The following is an 18,017-nucleotide window of genomic DNA, read 5'->3' as shown; positions in this document are numbered from 1 at the left end:
TTATCTTTCATCAGGCAAAGGAGATTAGGCTTTGAAAAAAGCAAGTGGTCGTAAATCGAAAACAGAAAATTTAGAAAGCGATGCCAATGGTGATCGTAAAGAAAATATTCACACAGTTAGAAAAAAGATTGAGAATATTTTATTAGAACGAGAACAAAAAAAGCTATGGGAACTGTGAGATGAAAATGAAAAAACCTTTAAAAAAATCAAGTAAGAAACTTCGCAAAAGTAACTTCGAAGAGCGATTTTCTCTCATGGTAGCCGAATATAATAAAGCGAAAGAAGTGCTTGATTCTATGGCCGAAGGCAGCCCTGAGCATATTAAACAGAAAAAAAAAGTGTGAGACTTTGTTCGCAAGTGCTGAACGTTTCATCAACGCAAATTAGAAGCTTCTTAATCGCTTAATATCCCTCATAATGTAGGTATCTTATTTGGTAAAGGTACCACTTCAGTTACCCAACCTCAGCTTTACCCATTTAGCATTCAGAATCATTCTAGAAAAGCATGAGCCGCGACTCACTCACGGCTGGTCGTGCGTCGTTCAATCCGTTTAACTGGCACCATCATTTTGACCATGCTGGTGTTTTGCTCGTTGATTTGATCTACCACAATTTTGACGCTTTCTCTGGCTAGGCGTTTGAAGTCCTGCCTGAATGTTGTGAGTTGGTAACTCAGCCACTCGGTTTGAGGGATATTATCAAAACCGATCACCTGTAAATCTTCAGGAATACGTAAGCCAAATTCATAGCGAGCGACGTCCATTAACGCCATCGCCAGATTGTCCGTCGCGCAGAACACTGCATCAGGGCGCTTTGTTCTTTTTAGCAGCTGACGAATATCGTCAAGCGCGGCGGTATAGTCGTAGTTTGCTTCAACAACTTTAGGAAGCGTACTTGTCAAATCTTCAAACTCACTACAGAAGCCTTTTTGGCGTTCATCATTGGTGAAAGTTGGTACTTCGCCTGTTAGATAGACGGGATGTTTCGCGCCGCACTCAACTAATAATTGTGCGGCTTGTTGGCCTGCTTCATAGTTATCGCTGATCACGTAGCTACTTTTGGTTCCCTCGACGACACGCGCGTATTGAACAATGGGAATATTGAACTCTTCACACTCTTCATAGAGGCTTTTGTTGAACGTGGCCGAAGCGGCAATCACGCCATCCACGCGGTACTGGAATATATTAGGAATAGAATGATTTTCTTTGTCATCAACCTGCCACGGAATCAAAACTGCTGAGTAACCCAGTTTTTGCAGTTCTGACGAAATGAGCTGAAGGGTTTTCATATGAATCGGATAATCGGCGTCAGGAAAAACCAAACCGATAAGTTTGGACTCGTTGGTTGTTAGACTACGAGCAAACGCATTGGGACGGTAATTCAACGCTTTAGCAGCTTCATAAACTTTTTGTTTTGTTTTCTCTGACACTGAGCTGCCAGGAACGAAAACACGAGAAACGGTTGATTGAGAAACACCGGCGAGTTTTGCGACATCTTTTGACGTGATTGTCTGCTTAGTGGAGTTCATGGGCTATCGTTCATCTAGTGACAAAAACACAGCAAGCCTAACATAAATAGGTACGTAGTCATAAAGAGAAAAAAGCCTTACTTAAGTTAAAATAAGGCTTTTGGTTTATTAGACTACTTTGATTGGGTACAACCCAGAGCTATTCCACCGTTTCAACCTGCTCCGGTTTGACCGTTTTAGAACCTCGTAGTGAATATAGAGCGTAGGCAACAACACTGATGGCAACGACAATCGAGCAGCCACGAACAAAGTTGATGAGCATTGGTGCGTTATCGGTGAAGGTGTTGATTCCCCACAGTAGAACTAGTGAGAAGACGAACATGACCAACAAGCCGTAGCATGGCGCGTCTATTTTTCCAGGGATAACGTACCAGCCATCCTCTTTAACTGGTTTGTTCAGACGAGCGTATTCCGCCTGTTGCCCTTTGATGGTGTATAGGTGCATCTCTTGCTGCTTTCCTGTCAGAAGCAAGCTTGCAACATAAGCAACAACAGCGTTGACGACGACACCAATCACGCAGTACCAAGGCCACGCGATATCGGTCGCCACCGCGACATACCAGATGGCAATAAAGCTTGCGACGACGCCAATAAGCAAGCCCTTTTCAGTGATGTGCTTTGAGTAGAAACCCAATACAAACATACAAAAGCTCGCACCCACGAAGTAAGAGCCGGCTTTACTCAACACTTCTAGCACTGAGCCTGTGCTGGTTGCGAACATCAGAGCGGGAATGATGACCAGAATCGCCCATGCAACCGTGAAGACGCGAGATGCTTTCAGGTAGTGCTCTTCTGACTCGTTTTTCTTATAAAAGCGCTTGTAAAAATCAGCGACAGACACCGTTGCCATCGAGTTAAATGCCGAGTCAAGGCTCGACATGCTTGCTGCCAGAATCGCTGCTGCAATGATACCCATCAGTCCCGGCATTCCGTACTCAGTGGCGTAATGAAGAATGATGGTATTGCCATTCTCGAATTCTTTACCGTCGTAATACGCGTTAAACAAAACGCCAAGCAAAATGAACACGAAGTAGATAAAGAAGGCGACGTAACCCATCATTAGCATGGCTTTCTTCGCATCCCCCATGCTTTTGGCTGCCATACAGCGCTGAACCATCATCTGGCTACCACCGTAGACCGTTGTGTGGAACATCGTCATAGCGATTACCCCAGCCCAGATAGTCGTCACTTGGCTTAAATCCATACTGGTTTGCAGAGCGTCTGTCATGCCTTTCGCTTTTAATCCAGCCATGACTTCGGTCATCGGCTGTGGCATGCCGTTCCAGACGGCTTCGATAATGATGAAGGCGCCGATGAACAGAATCACAGCTTGAATTACATCGGTCCAGATAACGGCGGCGATGCCACCCATGACGGTATAAATCAGCGCAATGGCAGTAACGATCATGATGCAGTACACCACGTCTATACCTGTGATGAACTCCAGTATCATCGCTGTCGCGTACAATACCGCAGCGGAGCTTAACGCCTGCTTAATCAGGAAAATAAACGATAAAGTCACACGTGATGCTTTGCCGAAACGTCTTTCCTGATATTCGTAGATAGAAGTCAGCCCGTTGTTGTAAAAGAATGGCATAAATACAGCAACGATAAAGAAGATCACCAATGGGTAGTTAAGGTGAATCGCGATAACCGACAAGCCTTCTTTGTATGACCATGCAGGACCGCCCAAGAACGACATCGCACTGACATAGGTACAGACAACAGAAATACCTATTGCCCACCATGGGATATTTTTATCACCAAGCGCGAACTGATTCGCCGAAGTCACTTTCTTGCCGACCACAGCGCCCAGTACTAAGGTTAGGGCGATGTAACCGCCAAGAATGGTCCAGTTCAGTACACCAAACTCATGCATAATTAGGTCCTTCTAATTGTTCTTTCATTTGGCCGAAGACGTCATAACCAAGTTGAAGCAGAATATGGATGATATCAATCCCTACCCAGTTTTCTTTCAGCAAGTTACCTTCTCGTCGCCAGATATCCATGACGCGAAGTTCGATGTTTTTTCCTGTTGGAGCAAGGCCTAACCAGCCACTGTGACCCGTATGAGTACCATGCATGTGAGGCCAGCCTCCAGTGGATACGTAGTCATTTTTGGCCAAAAAATTGAGCTCTATATCAACACTTCGATCGGGGAAGGCGAAGACAAAAGGGGCTTGGTGGTGGTTGCGGAAGCCTTTGATGCCGCGTGTGGTTCCAATACCTGCTGGGCCATACCACATAAAGTCTTTATGCCAGTAGTTTTCCAGATCCATAGAGTAGAGATCTTTGCCGTCAAAACGACCAAGACATGCCAGCATATCATTGACTAGTTGACCACTTTTGTCACTGGCCTCGTCACACACTTCGGAGCTTTGTATGCCGTCAGCAGTAGCGGGAGAAGGAATCAATCCATCGTGACCTAGACTTTTACGCAGAGGATTAGCATTAGACTGGTTCATGACATCGATAAAATCTGGGATCATGTAAGATTCAGTGATCTGGTTATTTTCGATACACACCATTTCCGTATATCTGAGATACAGGGTTTTTCCTGTTGCCGGAATACCGAACAGTGGTTGTTCAAAAGTACCGACAAAGTAACCGGTTGAGTTGTACCAAGTACGACCTTCAAACTCACCGTTCATCACGATCATTGGGCGTCGCTCAACATCAGGCATTGCCGTGACCAAAGGTGATAGAAACGAAGTGTGTGCAGCATCTGGGCCGTTCAGGTCATTGACTGGGTGAGCGACACACCATTTTACATCAGGGTTCAGCGCTTGCTGAGCGACGATTGCTTGCTCGTTAGGGCTGGCTTTGAAGTATCGTTGATAAAAGTGTTCAATGATATTGAGTGACATTTTGCTTCCTTACTGAATGTGGGTTTATGACTGAGCGGCTTAGCCTTGCTGAATCAGAATCTGCTTCCAGATCGCGGTTTCGTCGATCAGCGTAAACTCGCGACGCAGTCCCCAAGGGCCAAACTCAGCGTGGCTGATACCCATGATGTAAACGTCTTTACCTGTCGGCTTACCAAATGCGCCATAACCTTCGTGCTTACCATGTAGAGACCAGCGAATGGCGGCGCGTGGAGACATCATTGGATCTTCTCGACCAATGCGATGGTGAACTTTGAACTCGGCATTTGGGAATGAAGAGCGTAGTGAAATCCAGAAATGATCAATTTCGCTGTGTGATAGAGCGGTACGGCCGCCGCTGTACTCACCGATACAAGCTCGGTCGTATTCACGTGGGATGGCGGAAAACTCAGCCTTCATGATGCTGTTTAGAATGGCTTCGTATTGCTGACCATATTGATTGTCATTGCCAACGCCAGTGTATGGGCCCTGCATATCGACATCTGGAGTAAAAGGGAAGGAGGCTTTTTCTACGCCACCTTCAAAATCAATTTGTTTTCGGGCGAACTCTTCGGACGTCATGCCGAGCTGTTTTGCGATGTCTGCTTGGTCGCGTACTAGCCACTCATCATTAATCTGATTGCTGATGGCATGGCAGTCAGCGATGATGCGAAAACGTAACTTGCTGTTCGTTGCTTTGCCATAGAAACCATCGCTGCTGTGTGTGGCAGTCGAAATGATACGGTGAGAGGACAACATGCCTTGCTCTGGCGAGCCAGACCAGATGACATCTTCTCCGTAAAGCGTACGGTCAGGGAACTCGGCCAGTGTGGCCATGGTTGCGCTGATAACATCGTCGTTACCTTGCACAATAGACAAAGGTGTACGCACAACAATATCGGGTGAGTAATAGTGCTCAAGGGTATTTAGGCCGCGATCCTCCCAAATCTCTTTTGTAATCCCCAAAATATAATCGGGAAAATCACGCCATTTTTCATCAAAGCCAACCATGGCCATACCTCACCTCCTAAACTGGTTATTTGTTTTGGTTACGTATCCAAAATGAATGTTTGGGGTATTATTGTCAACGAGTTGTTAATCTAATGTTTTAATATCGTGCTAAAGATCGGGTTTTTAACATTTGTTCGAAGTTTGTTCAGGTTAATTACTCTAATACGCACCAATGTATCGAGTCTCGGTAGAGGTAATAACTGACTTTAAATGATATATGAGGATGATAATCAGAGAGTTACTGTTTATCTTGTTGATGGCTAAGGAAACTAGAAATGGGTATTTGAGGATTTGTGTTCAGAAGAAAAAGTGGATGCTAGAGCCCCATAGGGTGGCAATAATCGTACATGTTTCTAACCTAACTCAATAAGATTTTCATTGCATACGAATTCTTTGTAGCACCACCTAGTGATTTGCACTAGGTGGTGAAATCTGTTCGGAGAGTTACGAGAGCATTTCCGGCAAGGACAGAGAAATAGCCGGTATAAAAGTAATCAACATAAGTGCGACAATCATGGCACCTATCCAGCCTATGATGGCTTTAGATAGTGACTCAATTGGTACCTTGCCAACTTGACTTGCCATAAATAGATTGGCTCCAAGTGGTGGGGTAACAAAACCAATCGCTAGGTTCACAATCATTACAATACCAAAATGAACAGGGTCCATGCCCAACGCGGAGGTGATCGGCAGGAGAATAGGAGTCAGAATTACGATCGCAGCTAAGGTCTCCATGAAAGTTCCAACAAGTAGTAACAAGATATTGATACACAGCAAGATCAACAGTTTGTTCTCAGTAATGGTTAGAATGAATTGAGCGATTTCAGTCGGTAGGCGTTCGAGGGTCAAAATTCGACCAAAGGTGACGGAAGCGCCGACAATAACCAAAACGGCACCGACCAAAAGTGAGGACTCTAAGATGATCTTGACAACTTGCTTGGCCTTCAGTTCTTTGTAAACAAACATGCCGAAGAACAAGCCATAGAGGACACCAATGGCGGCTGATTCGGTTGGAGTGAAAATACCTGAGTAGATCCCCCCTAAAATGATCACTGGCAGTAACATGGCCCAACTTGCGTCTTTGAGCGCAGACAGACGTTCGCCCCAACTGGCTTTGTGATCATTTCCAGCATAGCCGCGAATTTTGGAAACTATCAAACAGTAGCCGATCAATACCAGACCAACTACCAGACCTGGGATGATTCCCGCCATGAACATCTTAGTGACAGAAACTTCCGCGGTAATCGCGTAAACAATCATGACTACAGAAGGAGGGATAATCACACCGATACCACCTGATGAAGCAATCAGAGCACCTGCGAAGCTGCGGTCATATCCTTTTTTTACCATTGATGGAATCATTGTGAGGCCGATGGCGGCAACGGTGGCTGATCCTGTACCTGAAATGGATGCGAAGAACATACAGGCAACAATAGCGACAATACCCAGCCCTCCGGTGAAGTGGCCGAAAAAGACTTCTGCCACATGAAGGAGGCGCTTGGATATACCTCCTTGACTCATCAGGTTACCTGCCAGAGTGAATAGCACAACAGCTAGTAGGGGGAAAGAGTCTAGCCCCGTCACTAAACCTTGAACTAAGAACTCTACGTTAAGGAAAGGTAGACTCATGATGGCTATCATACTGGCGGTTGCCAGCGCGATGCCAACTGGTACACCGATCAGTAGTAGCAGACCGAAACTGCCGAATAAGAGTGCGGATGTCATGCGTTTAGCTCCTGCAGTCGATTAGATGCTTTGTATTTCTCTTGTAACTGACGATACCTATCACTGCAAAATCGCGTTGGCTGAGAGGGAGCTGACAGCCTACTGATGCGCTGATAGATACTGATGATTAGACGCAGGATACTCAGAATCGCACACACTAGTACTGAGGCATACAAGCAGGCCACAGGGATTTCCATCGCAGGTGCAATTTGACCGAGCTGAAGGCTACGGCTGATAACCTTAAAACCAAACCAGGCAACGACACTGCTGAAGATCAAATAGATGATGTCTGAAATGATCAGGCTGATTTTGGGTAAAACACCAGGCAACTTGTCGACAAATACTCGGATTCGGATATGTCGGTCATGTTTGATGCAATAGCTGATACTGAGGTACATCGCCCACACAAACAAATAACGAGATAATTCTTCAGCCCATGCAATAGTGGCGTCGAACAGACGTAAAGCAATTTGCAGGCAAAGAAGGCCTGTCATGGTGGAAATAGCAATGACAATCAAGCTAGGTTCAAAATATTTATCCAGTAAGCGAAACCACTTCATGTTCAGCTCCCAAAGCAAAATCATTGGCCTCCGAAACTATGTCCTCGGAAGCCACAGAGTGAAAATTACAGGCGGTCAATTTCAGCGATAACGCTGTCAAACAGCTGTTCGCCTGTCTTACTTCGCAAGTCTTGGTAAACGGCAGCATTCATTTTGTTCTTCATTTGCTCGCGTACAGCCTCTGGCACCTCATTAACCGTCATGCCTTTCGCTTTCAAATCTTCAATCACGTCCTGATTTTGTTGTGCTGCCCACGTTCTTTGTTTTGTGATGGCTTCTTTTGTTATTTCAGTGATAAGAGCTTGTTGGTCAGCCGGTAGGGAATCCCAGAATGCTTTGTTCATGAACAACACATAGTTGCTATATATATGGTTGGTTAGTGACAGGTAGTTCTGTGCTTCGTAAAAACGCTCGGCATAAATAGAGTAGATAGAACTTTCCTGAGCATTGATCAGACCCTGTTGTAGCGAGGTGAAAATCTCACCCCAAGACAGTGGTGTTGGTGCTGAACCGATGGATTTCCAAGCATTGATTTGACTTGGGTTCGGCGCCGAACGAATTTTCAACCCTTCAAGATCTTCTACGGTGTTAATCGGCTTCTTGTTGTTGGTGACATTACGGAAGCCTAGCTCCATAAAGCCTAAGCCGTGAAAACCTTTTGACTCCATTGCTTTCAGCAGAGGCTGCCCGATTTTATCGCTATCTAGCGCTCGGTGTGCCTGCTCTTCACTGTCAAACAGGTAGAAGGTATCAAGAACATTGAATTCTGGTACATAAGGCGCGAGGAGAACTGAGGCTCCGAACGTCATCTGCAGATTACCTTGCTGAACCAATTCCGTTGTTTCACGCACATCACCAAGTTGGCGCGCGGGGTAAATTTCTACTTCCAATTCACCGTTTGAACGCGACTCCAGCTCTTGTTCGAAGTAGAGCATAGCCTTGTGTACTGGTGATGTTTCCTGACTATCGTGGCCAAGACGAATTACATTACTTGCAAACGTATTCATACTACTAATAGTTAATCCAAAAACAGTTAATGACGTAATGATGGTTTTTTTCATGGTTCTTCCTTGTTTCTGGTATGACCTTTGAGCATTCATTTAAAGATCACACACGCTTTTTTGCTTTATCAGTGTTTTTAGCAATTCATATCCATTTGCATACGAATCCAAAAATAAAACATGAAATTAACAAGTCAATAACAAAGTGGAAAACTTGATATGAGATTCAGTAATAAATAAAGAAAATACAGTAAGGATCACATAAAAAAAGCCTCGTCATAGAGACGAGGCTATAAGATGTGATGAATTTATTATCGGGTGGTACTGCTACGTTCAATTAGCCTGCCTTGCTCCAGAAGATACTCACCCGAAGCATCGGCATTGTCATTGATACGCGCCATCAAATCTTCGACTGCGCGACGTACTATTTTATCGACAGGCTGAGCGACGGTGGTTAAGTCGTAAGCGGGCCAGCCAGCCATAGGGATGTTATCGACGCCCATCACCGCATAATCTTCCGGTATTGAAGCGCCTGCTTTTCTTAGTCCATCCATCAACCCAAGAGCGATGATGTCATTGGCACAGAAGATCGCTTCCGGTTTCACCGTATGTGCCTGAATCTCTGCTGCGGCCTCCATCCCTGCATCAAAGCAGTATTTTGCTTGAATAAATACAGGGGTTGGAACACCTAACTCTTTGAGCTTTGATGAGAAGCCAAGCCAGCGCTCTTCGCTGGTCATTGAACCTGAATCGCCACTGACATACGCCAGTTGTTTGTAGCCTTTTTTCACCAGATACTCGGCTGCATCTTGGCCTGCCTGGCGGTTATCGACACCGGCACAGTTAGCATTGATGCCATTGGTATAACGGTTGATAAGACTCAGGTGAACACCAAATTTTTCGCACTGGGCAAAAGCGCGTGAAGTCAGACGGCTGGTGGCGATGATCAGGCCATCAACCTGATACTCAATCGCACGGGAAATCGCCAGATCAAGGTCGTCTTTGTCAATTGGACACAGAACCACCTGGCCGCCACGTTTCTGGATTTCCATCGCTAGTGCACGTGATTGCAGGTCATACATCGGGTTTGACTCACTGTCTAACGCAATAGCGACAAGGCCAGAACGATTTGAGATCAGGCTACGAGCAATGGCGTTGGGTGTATAACCGAGCTTAGCGGCGGCATCCATCACCATCTTACGTTTCTTCTCGCTGATGCTAGCGGTCGGGCTGAACGCTCGTGATACGGTCGACTGAGAGACGCCGAGCATTTTCGCGACGTCTATCGAAGTTACTTTCGCTTTAATGGTGATACTCCTTTCCGTGGGTTTGCTGACCCTTTATCTGACAGAGTGTATGGGGTAGGGGATTTCCCTGTCTAGCGTTGAGCATTGATAGAGATTAAATATCGGATAAAACTCAGGAATTCATCACACTTCTTTCTTGCCTGAAGCCATCGATGATCATTTTGTGCTCTGACCCGACGCCAAAGAAATTAACACCAAGCTCGCTCCAGTCTTTTGCTTGCTGCGCTGTGGCAACGAACATACCGACGGGTTTGCCACAGGCTTTGGCGGCTTCAATAATTTTGATGCTTGCTTGTCGCACCTGATCGTCATTTACGCTTTTAGCGCCATACGCCACGGTGAGGTCGACCTGACCAATAAACAGGGCATCAATACCATCAACTTGAGCGATGGCTTCCACATTGTCGACACCTTCGGGATCTTCTATCTGAGCCACGACCACAGTATTCGCTTTACTGTCAGCTAGGTGTTGAGCCATAGGTTTGGTTGCGTAGCTTGCAGCGCGGCTGGAGCCCGCATAGCCGCGTCCCCCTTTACCGTAGTGGCATGTCTTAACGATTTTCTCTGCCTGTTCTGCATTGCAGACATGTGGGATCTGAACACCTGTCGCACCACAATCCAAAGCATTAAGAATGGTGGCCGGCTGGCTGTTTTGAACCCGAACCAGACAGGGTAATTGATTGGCACGAGCAGCAAGGACACACAGGTCGAGAGACTGACGGTCAAACGGAGCGTGTTCGGCATCGAGAATGATGAAGGACAATTCAGACAGTGCCAGCACTTCAATAATGTGGGGGTGAGGGGTTTTAACAAAGGTTCCGAGTAAGGCAGGCTGGGCCAGCATATATTTGAAATTAGTCATAGAAAAACTCCATTGCAAAGGTATGCAAAAGTTAGCACGAACAAATGTAAATGATCAGTGAATTTTATGTGATTTAAATAACGTTTTTGATTATTGAATCATCGATTGAGTGTGTCCATGACGCTTTGTACTGTCCTTTAATCTTATTAAAACAAGTAATTAGAGAGTTTTTTGGGCTTGCGTACGATTATCTTGAAAGTTGTTAAAATTGTGTTTAATCTAATATTGCATTCGTATCCAAAATTACAAATAAGCAATTGTCAGTCTAAACCCTCAAGGAGAAAATCGCATGGCACGCATTTTAAAGAACGGAATCACTGAAGAAGCATCAGCATCAAACGACGCGAAAGTGCGTCAGATCGTAGAGAACATTCTTGCTGATATTGAATCGAAAGGTGACAGCGCCGTACGCGAGCTTTCAGAAAAATTTGATAACTGGTCACCAGAGCAGTTTCGTTTAACACCAGATCAGATTCAGGCATGTGTTGATGCGTTAGATGAGTCAACTCGCCACGATATTGAATTCGCTCAGGAGCAAGTACGTAACTTTGCTCAAATTCAGCGTGATTCAATGAAAGATGTTGAAGTTGAAACCATGCCGGGGGTGGTTCTAGGTCATAAGAATATTCCGGTTAATAGCGTAGGTTGTTACATCCCAGGCGGTAAGTACCCGCTAGTTGCGTCTGCTCACATGAGTGTACTCACTGCAAAAGTGGCAGGCGTAAAACGAGTGATTGCTTGTGCCCCGCCATTTAATGGCCAACCAAATGTGGCCATCGTCGCGGCGATGGCGATGGCTGGCGCTGATGAGATTTACTGTTTTGGTGGCGTTCAGGCGGTAGGTGCAATGGCGTTGGGTACTGAAACCATTGCCCCTGTCGATATGATTGTTGGCCCAGGTAACGCGTTTGTTGCTGAAGCCAAGCGTCAGTTGTTTGGTCGCGTGGGTATCGATTTGTTTGCTGGTCCAACGGAAACGCTGGTTATTGCTGATGAAAAGGGCTGTGACCCAGAACTGGCAGCAGCAGACTTATTGGGTCAGGCTGAGCATGGCTACAACTCTCCGGCTGTTCTTCTAACAAACAGCGAGACGTTTGCCGAGGAAACGATCAAAGAGATTGAGCGTCAGCTGACAATCCTGCCGACGGCGGAAGTTGCGGGTAAAGCGTGGGCAGATTACGGTCAGGTGATCGTGTGTGACAGCTATGAAGAAATGGTTGAAGTTGCAGATGACATCGCCTCAGAACACGTTCAGGTGATGACGGAAGATCCAAAGTATTTCCTCGACAACATGTCTAACTATGGTGCGCTGTTCTTAGGTCGTGAGACCAACGTTTCTTACGGTGACAAATGTATTGGTACTAACCATACGCTTCCGACAAAGAAAGCAGCTCGCTACACCGGTGGTCTGTGGGTAGGTAAATTCATCAAAACTTGTACGTATCAACGTGTCACTGAAGCGGCATCTTTGAAGGTGGGCGAATACTGTTCTCGCTTGTGTGCACTGGAAGGTTTTGCTGGGCACAAAGAACAGGCGGATATTCGTGTACGCCGTTACAAAGGCAAAGTAGAAGAGGCCTAATTATGTCGAAACTTGCCTTAGTTACAGGCGGCAGTGGCGGTCTAGGGGCCGCCATATGTCACAAGCTGGCCGATTCCGGCTACCGAGTTGTCTTAACGTACAACAGCAATCAACAGTCGGCGCACAAAGTACTGTCTGATTTATCCGGTGATGGCCATTTAGCTTTTCAGCTCAATGTGTCGGATTCGCAAGCGATAGATTCGTTAGCCAGTCAGGTCGATGAAATTAACGGTCAACTGGATTTACTGGTTAATTGCGCTGGTATGACAAAGTTTGTTGCGCATTCAGATTTGAGTGGTTTGAACGACGAGCTGTTTGACCAAATTTTCCAAGTCAATGTTCGCGCGCCGTTTGCCATGGTTCGCGCCTGTGAATCTTTACTGCGTGAGGCCAAAGGTTGCGTGGTGAACATTACTTCCATCGCCGCGCAAACCGCGATGGGTAGCAATATTGCTTACTGTGCGAGTAAATCCGCCGCAGAGAATATGACTCGCTCATTGGCAAGAGCACTTTCACCGGATATTCGCGTCCTTGCAGTTGCTCCGGGGCTGGTGGATACCGAGTTTGTTAAAGGGCTCGATGATAGCTGGCGCAATCAGCAGGAGCAGTCGACACCACTGAAACGTCTTGCCAGTGATGAAGAGGTGGCGAGTGCAGTCTACGCCGCCGCGGAAGTACTGACGTTCTCAACGGGCAATACAATTGCTGTCGATGGTGGCAGACCTCTTGGTGCCTGATTGCGGTGATTTGATACCCAAGAAAAGAACAACTACTAGGATTATCTATGACTCTACAAAATCGAATTAACGACAATCTTGTTCGTTACATGGAGCTGATACCGGGAACCAGTGCATTTATCGATGCACGTACTCCGGGCAGTGACCTAAAAGACAACTTCTGCATCATAGGTGCAGGCGTCGCTGAAAGCAGCCGTCAGCATGTCCACATCCGCGAAACGGCGGGCTTCAATATTGGTGCAGCGGGCCAGCCTCCGGGTATTAAGAATTCGCTTCATTCTCATCGAACCGCTGAGCTGTTCGTTGTATTCAAGGGACAATTCCGCTTCTATTGGGGAAATGAGGGTGAACATGAAGCGGTACTGTCTTATGGTGATGTGATTTCAATTCCGACCAATCTTTTCCGTGGTTTTGAAGTTGTCGGTCGTGATTATGGTTTCATGTATTCCGTACTGGGTGGTGATGATTCAGGCGGTGGTGTGGTTTGGCATCCTAATGTGATCAAAGACAGCCAGGGCTATGGCTTGTATTTAAAAGCGGATGGCACATTAGTTGATACTGTTGACGGTGACCCTGTCCCGCAAGAATCAGAGTTGATGCCGTTGCTGACTAAAGAGGAAATGGCTTCCTTTGATAACTACACCGCTGAGCAGATGAAACCATTTGTGGCGCTAAAGAAAGACTACCGCCCGATTGAGAATGATTTTTCCGCGCCGAACGTCAAACAATACGCGCTAACTGGTCATCCGCTGGCTGATTACGATTTTCAGGTGAAAAGTGAAGATGAGGTTAGCATCATGGCGTATGAACTCACAGAGGGGGGCTCCATTCCTCAGCATAGCCGTGATGAAAAGCAAGTATTGATTAACTTTGATGGTGACACCGAAGTGGTTGTGAACCATCAAGGCGAACAAGCCAGCCTTATCCTTACTCGAGGTGATGTTTTTAGTGTACCGGAAGGTGCCTCATACTCACTGATGAACTTGCGTGGTAACAGCTTCACATACTGTGTACTTGGCTCTGACAAGCCAGCTAAACTTTAAGGAGTGCAACATGACACAACCACTACCTTTGATCTGGTTACCCGGATTACTGTGTGATGGTGCACTGTTTGAAGATGTGAATCAGGCACTGCCTCAATGGGTAGCGCCTGAGTGCGTTTCACTGGGTGCCTTGCCTACCATGGAACAACTAGCGGCTGATGTGTTGGCTAAAGCCCCACAAGAGTTTGTGCTTGGTGGCTTATCTATGGGAGGTGTTTTAGCCTTTGAGGTATATCGTCAGGCGCCGGAGCGAGTCAAAGGTTTGATTCTGATGGATACCAACTCGGCGGATGAAAAACCGGAAGTTTCAGAGAAACGCTATGTACTGGTTAACAGGGCGTTAAATGGTGAGTTCGACCAGATTACGCCTGAGGTGTTGATGTCGGTGTTGATCCATCCAAGTCGTGTTAACGAGGTGGAGCTGACGGCGAGAATTGAGCAAATGGCGCTCAATGTTGGCCTTGAAGCTTTTCAAGCACATGCTGATGCGTTGGCGACAAGGCCTGATGCTCGGCCACTTCTAGCAGGCATCTCGGTTCCAACCCTCGTCATTACCGGCAAAGATGATTTGCTGTGTCCTATCGACAATCACTTACTGATGGCTAAGCACATCCCAGATGTGACGTTGCACGTATTACCAAGCTGCGGTCACCTCTCCAGCATGGAGCAGCCAGACGCCGTAGCACGGCGCATATCCGACTGGCTGACACTCAATCAGCCACAATGGCTTTAGTCATGACCCCGCTCATTTTGGCGGGGTTGTTTTTATCGACCAAACAATCAATCCTGACTGTCCTCATCCTGATAGCTTAAGTACTCCACACATAAATCGTGAAACGCTTGTGCCTGCGGAGAAATGGTTCGGTCGCTGAGCGTGAAGATACCGATTTGTCTTTCCAATGGCGGGTCGATAAGCGGTATCCACACCAATCGGGTTTCATTGGTAGGGAAGGCCAATTTCGGCAGGGTTGTGACACCGATGCCTAGTTCTAATACGGAAAACAGCGAGGTAATGTTCTCTACCGAGTAAAGGGCTTGCTGACTTAGAGCGCGAGCAGGCGTTGGATCGAGCAAAGTGCAGGTCCCGTTACGAATAAACGGCTGCTTGAGCAGTGTTTGCCACTCAATACCTTCTCGGCTAGTCGCAATCGGATTATCACTCAAACACACCACACCAATCGGGTCCGACAATAAAGGCGTGAACGTCATGTTGTTATCATCGAGATGAGACGGGTTTCCCAGTGCTAAATCAACCTCGCCAGAGAGTAATCTCGCTTCGACCCCTGCGGCATTGTCATCAATCAAACTGACTTCTACGTTTGGGTGTTGCTCGCAGAATGCCCCTAAAACGCTCGGAATGAGTTTAGCGGCAACAGAAGGCACACTGGCGATTTTTACCCGCCCTTGCTGGCCGGCTGCGGCAGCACGCAAATCATTGTCTAGTGCTGTGTAGATATTGAGAAACTGAATGATCTTCGGCAAACAGATTTCGCCAAATGGGGTTAATTTGGCTTTATTACCCGCTTCGAATAATGCTTGTCCCAATATCTTTTCCAGCTCTTTTATTGATGTGGATAATGCGGCCTGAGAACGGTTGGCGCGATGTGACGCCGCGCGAAAACCGCCTTCTTCGACCACCATCACAAAATGCTTTAATTGTTGAAATTTGATGCTCAACTCGGACTCCTTGCCATCCCTTTATTCACCATAGTCTCAGTAAGGTGATAAGTTTTTTTTATCGAATGTAAGAAATTTACCGTTAGATTTATCGTCTGTCAAAGTGCAAGATTTAACCATTACGAAACAATTTGTTTACAAAAGGTTGAAAACACGTGAATACTCAAACTCAAAAACACCCAGTCAAAACATCACTGTTCGCCTCAAAGGCTCCTCTCGAATGGGCGATTGTTAACAATGGCACTCTCTACACCGCGCAAATCCCGATTGATGCCACTGGTGCTGTCGTGGAAGGGGGTATTGAAGCGCAAACCCGTCAGACATTTAACAACTTAGTGCACACCCTAGAATGCGCAGGCGAGTCACTGGACTCTGTTCTGCAAGTGCTGATTTACGTGACTGACCGTGAATACCTCAAAACGGTTAACCAAGTTTACGCCGAGTACTTTGACGCGCCGTACCCAAATCGCGCTGCCATGGTCGTTGCTGGCCTAGCAAGAGAAGAGATGTTGGTGGAGTTTGTCGTTTACGCTTCTGCGAACCAAGCCCAGTAACCCCTTATTACGAATAACAGCCTGATGGCGAGTAAAGCCGTCAGCAAGAACAAAGGAAGCAATCATGACATCATTAAACAAGGTTCAGGCCGAAAAATCGCTCTACATTGGCGGCGAATGGCAGCCAGGCATCAATACCGTTGCCAACATTAACCCATCCGACATCAGCGAGAATCTGGGTGATTTTGCTCAGGCAAGCGAAGCTCAGGTTCAACAAGCTATTCAGGCGGCCAAGCAGGCTCAACCTGAGTGGGAAAAAACACCCATCGAGCGCAAACAGGCGGTACTGCAAGCGATTGGTGATGAACTGATTGCCCGTTGTGATGAGCTAGGAAAGTTACTATCTAGTGAAGAAGGCAAGCCGTTTGCTGAAGGTCGCGGTGAAATCTACCGTGCAGGCCAGTTTTTCCAATATTTCGCTGCTGAAGTGTTGCGTCAGATTGGCGATAACGCTGCCTCCGTCCGTCCTGGGGTCTCTGTTGAAGTGACTCGCGAAGCCGTAGGTGTTATCGCCATTATTTCTCCTTGGAACTTCCCGACTGCAACCGCTGCTTGGAAGATAGCGCCAGCGCTGGCATTTGGTAACAGCGTTGTTTGGAAACCTGCCAACTTGACGCCAGCCAGTGCCGTGGCACTGACTGAAATTATTCATCGCCAAGGGCTGCCGGCAGGCACATTTAACTTGGTATTGGGTAGCGGCTCTCAAGTCGGTAACACACTGATTAATTCGACAGACGTGAATGGCGTGAGCTTTACTGGCTCCGTCGATACAGGGCGCAAAGTGGCAGCGGCAACAGCACCAAACTTTGTTCGCTGCCAGCTTGAAATGGGCAGCAAAAACGCCCTAGTGGTTGCCGATGATGCAGACATTCAAATTGCAGTCGAAGCAACCATCGCGGGTTCATTCTCCGGCGCGGGTCAGAAGTGTACAGCGTCTTCACGTTTAGTGGTGATGGACGGGATCCATGACGCTTACGTAGAAGCGCTGATCAAACGCATGAGCGAACTTAAGGTAGGCCATGCGTTGGAAGAGGGCATCTTTATGGGCCCTGTCGTCGATGGCAATCAGCTAGAGGCAAACTTCGAGTGGATTGAGAAAGCACGTCAAAGCGGTGCTGAGCTAGCGTTTGGTGGCGAGCGTTTGAACCTCAAACACGATGGCTACTACATGTCGCCAACCTTATTCCTCAACACGCAAAACAGCTGGGAAGTGAATCAGGAAGAAGTGTTTGCGCCAATGGCGAGCGTGATTCGAGTTGCTGACTTGGATGAAGCGATTGCCGTCACCAACGATACTCGCTTTGGTCTGACTGGCGGGATCGTGACGCAAAGCCTGCGCACGAGTGCCATCTTCAAACAACAAGCTCAAACCGGCTGTGTGATGGTTAACCTACCAACCGCAGGGACCGACTACCACGTTCCATTTGGTGGCCGTAAAGAGTCTAGCTTTGGTCCTCGTGAGCAGGGTCAATACGCCAAAGAGTTCTACACCGTAGTGAAAACGGCTTATCAACGCCCGTACTAAGTCTGCATTGGGCAGCCGCTGCGCTGCCCGACATAGAGCGG

General features: G+C 47.0%; 18 protein-coding genes. 8 read left to right on the top strand and 10 right to left on the bottom strand.

Features of this window, described 5'->3' with window-relative positions; genetic code table 11:
• Positions 1-31 precede the first annotated feature (31 nt).
• Both CTT30_RS09120 and CTT30_RS09115 read left to right on the top strand, forming a co-directional pair.
• Entirely contained in the window at positions 32-178 is a 147-nt protein-coding gene (locus CTT30_RS09120; RefSeq protein ID WP_239837185.1) for a hypothetical protein, read from the top strand.
• A 1-nt stretch (position 179) separates the two neighbouring features.
• Positions 180-344: a hypothetical protein gene (locus tag CTT30_RS09115; protein WP_370689700.1), complete on the top strand. Its 165-nt coding sequence runs from the start codon at positions 180-182 to the stop codon at positions 342-344.
• 173 nt (positions 345-517) lie between these two features.
• On the opposite strand, the gene CTT30_RS09110 is transcribed toward CTT30_RS09115, so the two are convergent.
• The 9 genes from CTT30_RS09110 to CTT30_RS09070 all read right to left on the bottom strand — a co-directional run bounded on the left by CTT30_RS09110 (position 518) and on the right by CTT30_RS09070 (position 10,858).
• The gene (locus CTT30_RS09110) at positions 518-1,528 is read right to left on the bottom strand and encodes a LacI family DNA-binding transcriptional regulator (RefSeq protein WP_252034839.1); all 1,011 of its coding nucleotides are present in this window, start codon (positions 1,526-1,528) and stop codon (positions 518-520) included.
• Positions 1,529-1,667: 139 nt separating this feature from the next.
• On the bottom strand, positions 1,668-3,407 hold the full coding sequence (locus tag CTT30_RS09105; protein ID WP_252034837.1) for a sodium:solute symporter family transporter: 1,740 nt from the start codon (positions 3,405-3,407) through the stop codon (positions 1,668-1,670).
• Positions 3,400-4,395 (bottom strand): nuclear transport factor 2 family protein, encoded by a 996-nt coding sequence (locus CTT30_RS09100; RefSeq protein ID WP_252034835.1) that lies wholly within the window; start codon positions 4,393-4,395, stop codon positions 3,400-3,402. The genes CTT30_RS09105 and CTT30_RS09100 overlap by 8 nt, the downstream gene beginning before the upstream one ends.
• A gap of 39 nt (positions 4,396-4,434) precedes the next feature.
• Positions 4,435-5,409 carry a nuclear transport factor 2 family protein gene (locus CTT30_RS09095; RefSeq protein ID WP_252034833.1) on the bottom strand — a complete coding sequence of 325 codons (975 nt, stop codon included), beginning with the start codon at positions 5,407-5,409 and terminating at the stop codon, positions 4,435-4,437.
• 438 nt (positions 5,410-5,847) lie between these two features.
• Positions 5,848-7,128 (bottom strand): TRAP transporter large permease, encoded by a 1,281-nt coding sequence (locus CTT30_RS09090; protein ID WP_252034831.1) that lies wholly within the window; start codon positions 7,126-7,128, stop codon positions 5,848-5,850.
• Entirely contained in the window at positions 7,125-7,688 is a 564-nt protein-coding gene (locus CTT30_RS09085) for a TRAP transporter small permease (protein WP_252034830.1), read from the bottom strand. The genes CTT30_RS09090 and CTT30_RS09085 overlap by 4 nt, the downstream gene beginning before the upstream one ends.
• A gap of 65 nt (positions 7,689-7,753) precedes the next feature.
• Entirely contained in the window at positions 7,754-8,749 is a 996-nt protein-coding gene (locus CTT30_RS09080; RefSeq protein WP_252034829.1) for a TRAP transporter substrate-binding protein, read from the bottom strand.
• A gap of 251 nt (positions 8,750-9,000) precedes the next feature.
• A complete protein-coding gene (locus CTT30_RS09075) occupies positions 9,001-9,960 on the bottom strand; it encodes a LacI family DNA-binding transcriptional regulator (RefSeq protein ID WP_239865995.1) in 960 nt (319 codons plus the stop codon).
• 148 nt (positions 9,961-10,108) lie between these two features.
• Positions 10,109-10,858 (bottom strand): HpcH/HpaI aldolase family protein, encoded by a 750-nt coding sequence (locus CTT30_RS09070; protein WP_252034827.1) that lies wholly within the window; start codon positions 10,856-10,858, stop codon positions 10,109-10,111.
• A gap of 289 nt (positions 10,859-11,147) precedes the next feature.
• On the opposite strand from CTT30_RS09070, the gene hisD reads away from it, so the two are divergent.
• The 4 genes from hisD to CTT30_RS09050 are packed head-to-tail and all read left to right on the top strand — an operon-like array spanning position 11,148 to position 14,953.
• Positions 11,148-12,440 carry a histidinol dehydrogenase gene (hisD, locus tag CTT30_RS09065; protein ID WP_019277691.1) on the top strand — a complete coding sequence of 431 codons (1,293 nt, stop codon included), beginning with the start codon at positions 11,148-11,150 and terminating at the stop codon, positions 12,438-12,440.
• 2 nt (positions 12,441-12,442) lie between these two features.
• The gene (locus CTT30_RS09060) at positions 12,443-13,177 is read left to right on the top strand and encodes an SDR family NAD(P)-dependent oxidoreductase (protein WP_252034826.1); all 735 of its coding nucleotides are present in this window, start codon (positions 12,443-12,445) and stop codon (positions 13,175-13,177) included.
• A gap of 47 nt (positions 13,178-13,224) precedes the next feature.
• Positions 13,225-14,220: a cupin domain-containing protein gene (locus tag CTT30_RS09055; protein WP_239876063.1), complete on the top strand. Its 996-nt coding sequence runs from the start codon at positions 13,225-13,227 to the stop codon at positions 14,218-14,220.
• A gap of 10 nt (positions 14,221-14,230) precedes the next feature.
• A complete protein-coding gene (locus CTT30_RS09050; RefSeq protein ID WP_252034824.1) occupies positions 14,231-14,953 on the top strand; it encodes an alpha/beta fold hydrolase in 723 nt (240 codons plus the stop codon).
• A gap of 47 nt (positions 14,954-15,000) precedes the next feature.
• On the opposite strand, the gene CTT30_RS09045 is transcribed toward CTT30_RS09050, so the two are convergent.
• On the bottom strand, positions 15,001-15,897 hold the full coding sequence (locus CTT30_RS09045; protein WP_252034822.1) for a LysR family transcriptional regulator: 897 nt from the start codon (positions 15,895-15,897) through the stop codon (positions 15,001-15,003).
• A 155-nt stretch (positions 15,898-16,052) separates the two neighbouring features.
• On the opposite strand from CTT30_RS09045, the gene CTT30_RS09040 reads away from it, so the two are divergent.
• Positions 16,053-16,451: a RidA family protein gene (locus CTT30_RS09040; protein ID WP_021456840.1), complete on the top strand. Its 399-nt coding sequence runs from the start codon at positions 16,053-16,055 to the stop codon at positions 16,449-16,451.
• A gap of 64 nt (positions 16,452-16,515) precedes the next feature.
• Positions 16,516-17,976, top strand: coding sequence for an aldehyde dehydrogenase family protein (locus CTT30_RS09035; protein WP_252034819.1), 1,461 nt, complete (start codon positions 16,516-16,518; stop codon positions 17,974-17,976).
• Positions 17,977-18,017: the final 41 nt, after the last annotated feature.

The sequence above is a fragment of the Vibrio coralliilyticus genome, from assembly GCF_024449095.1.
Classification (GTDB): domain Bacteria; phylum Pseudomonadota; class Gammaproteobacteria; order Enterobacterales; family Vibrionaceae; genus Vibrio; species Vibrio coralliilyticus_A.
Note: the sequence above shows the minus strand (reverse complement) of the source record. Positions and strands in the feature narration are given on the sequence as shown.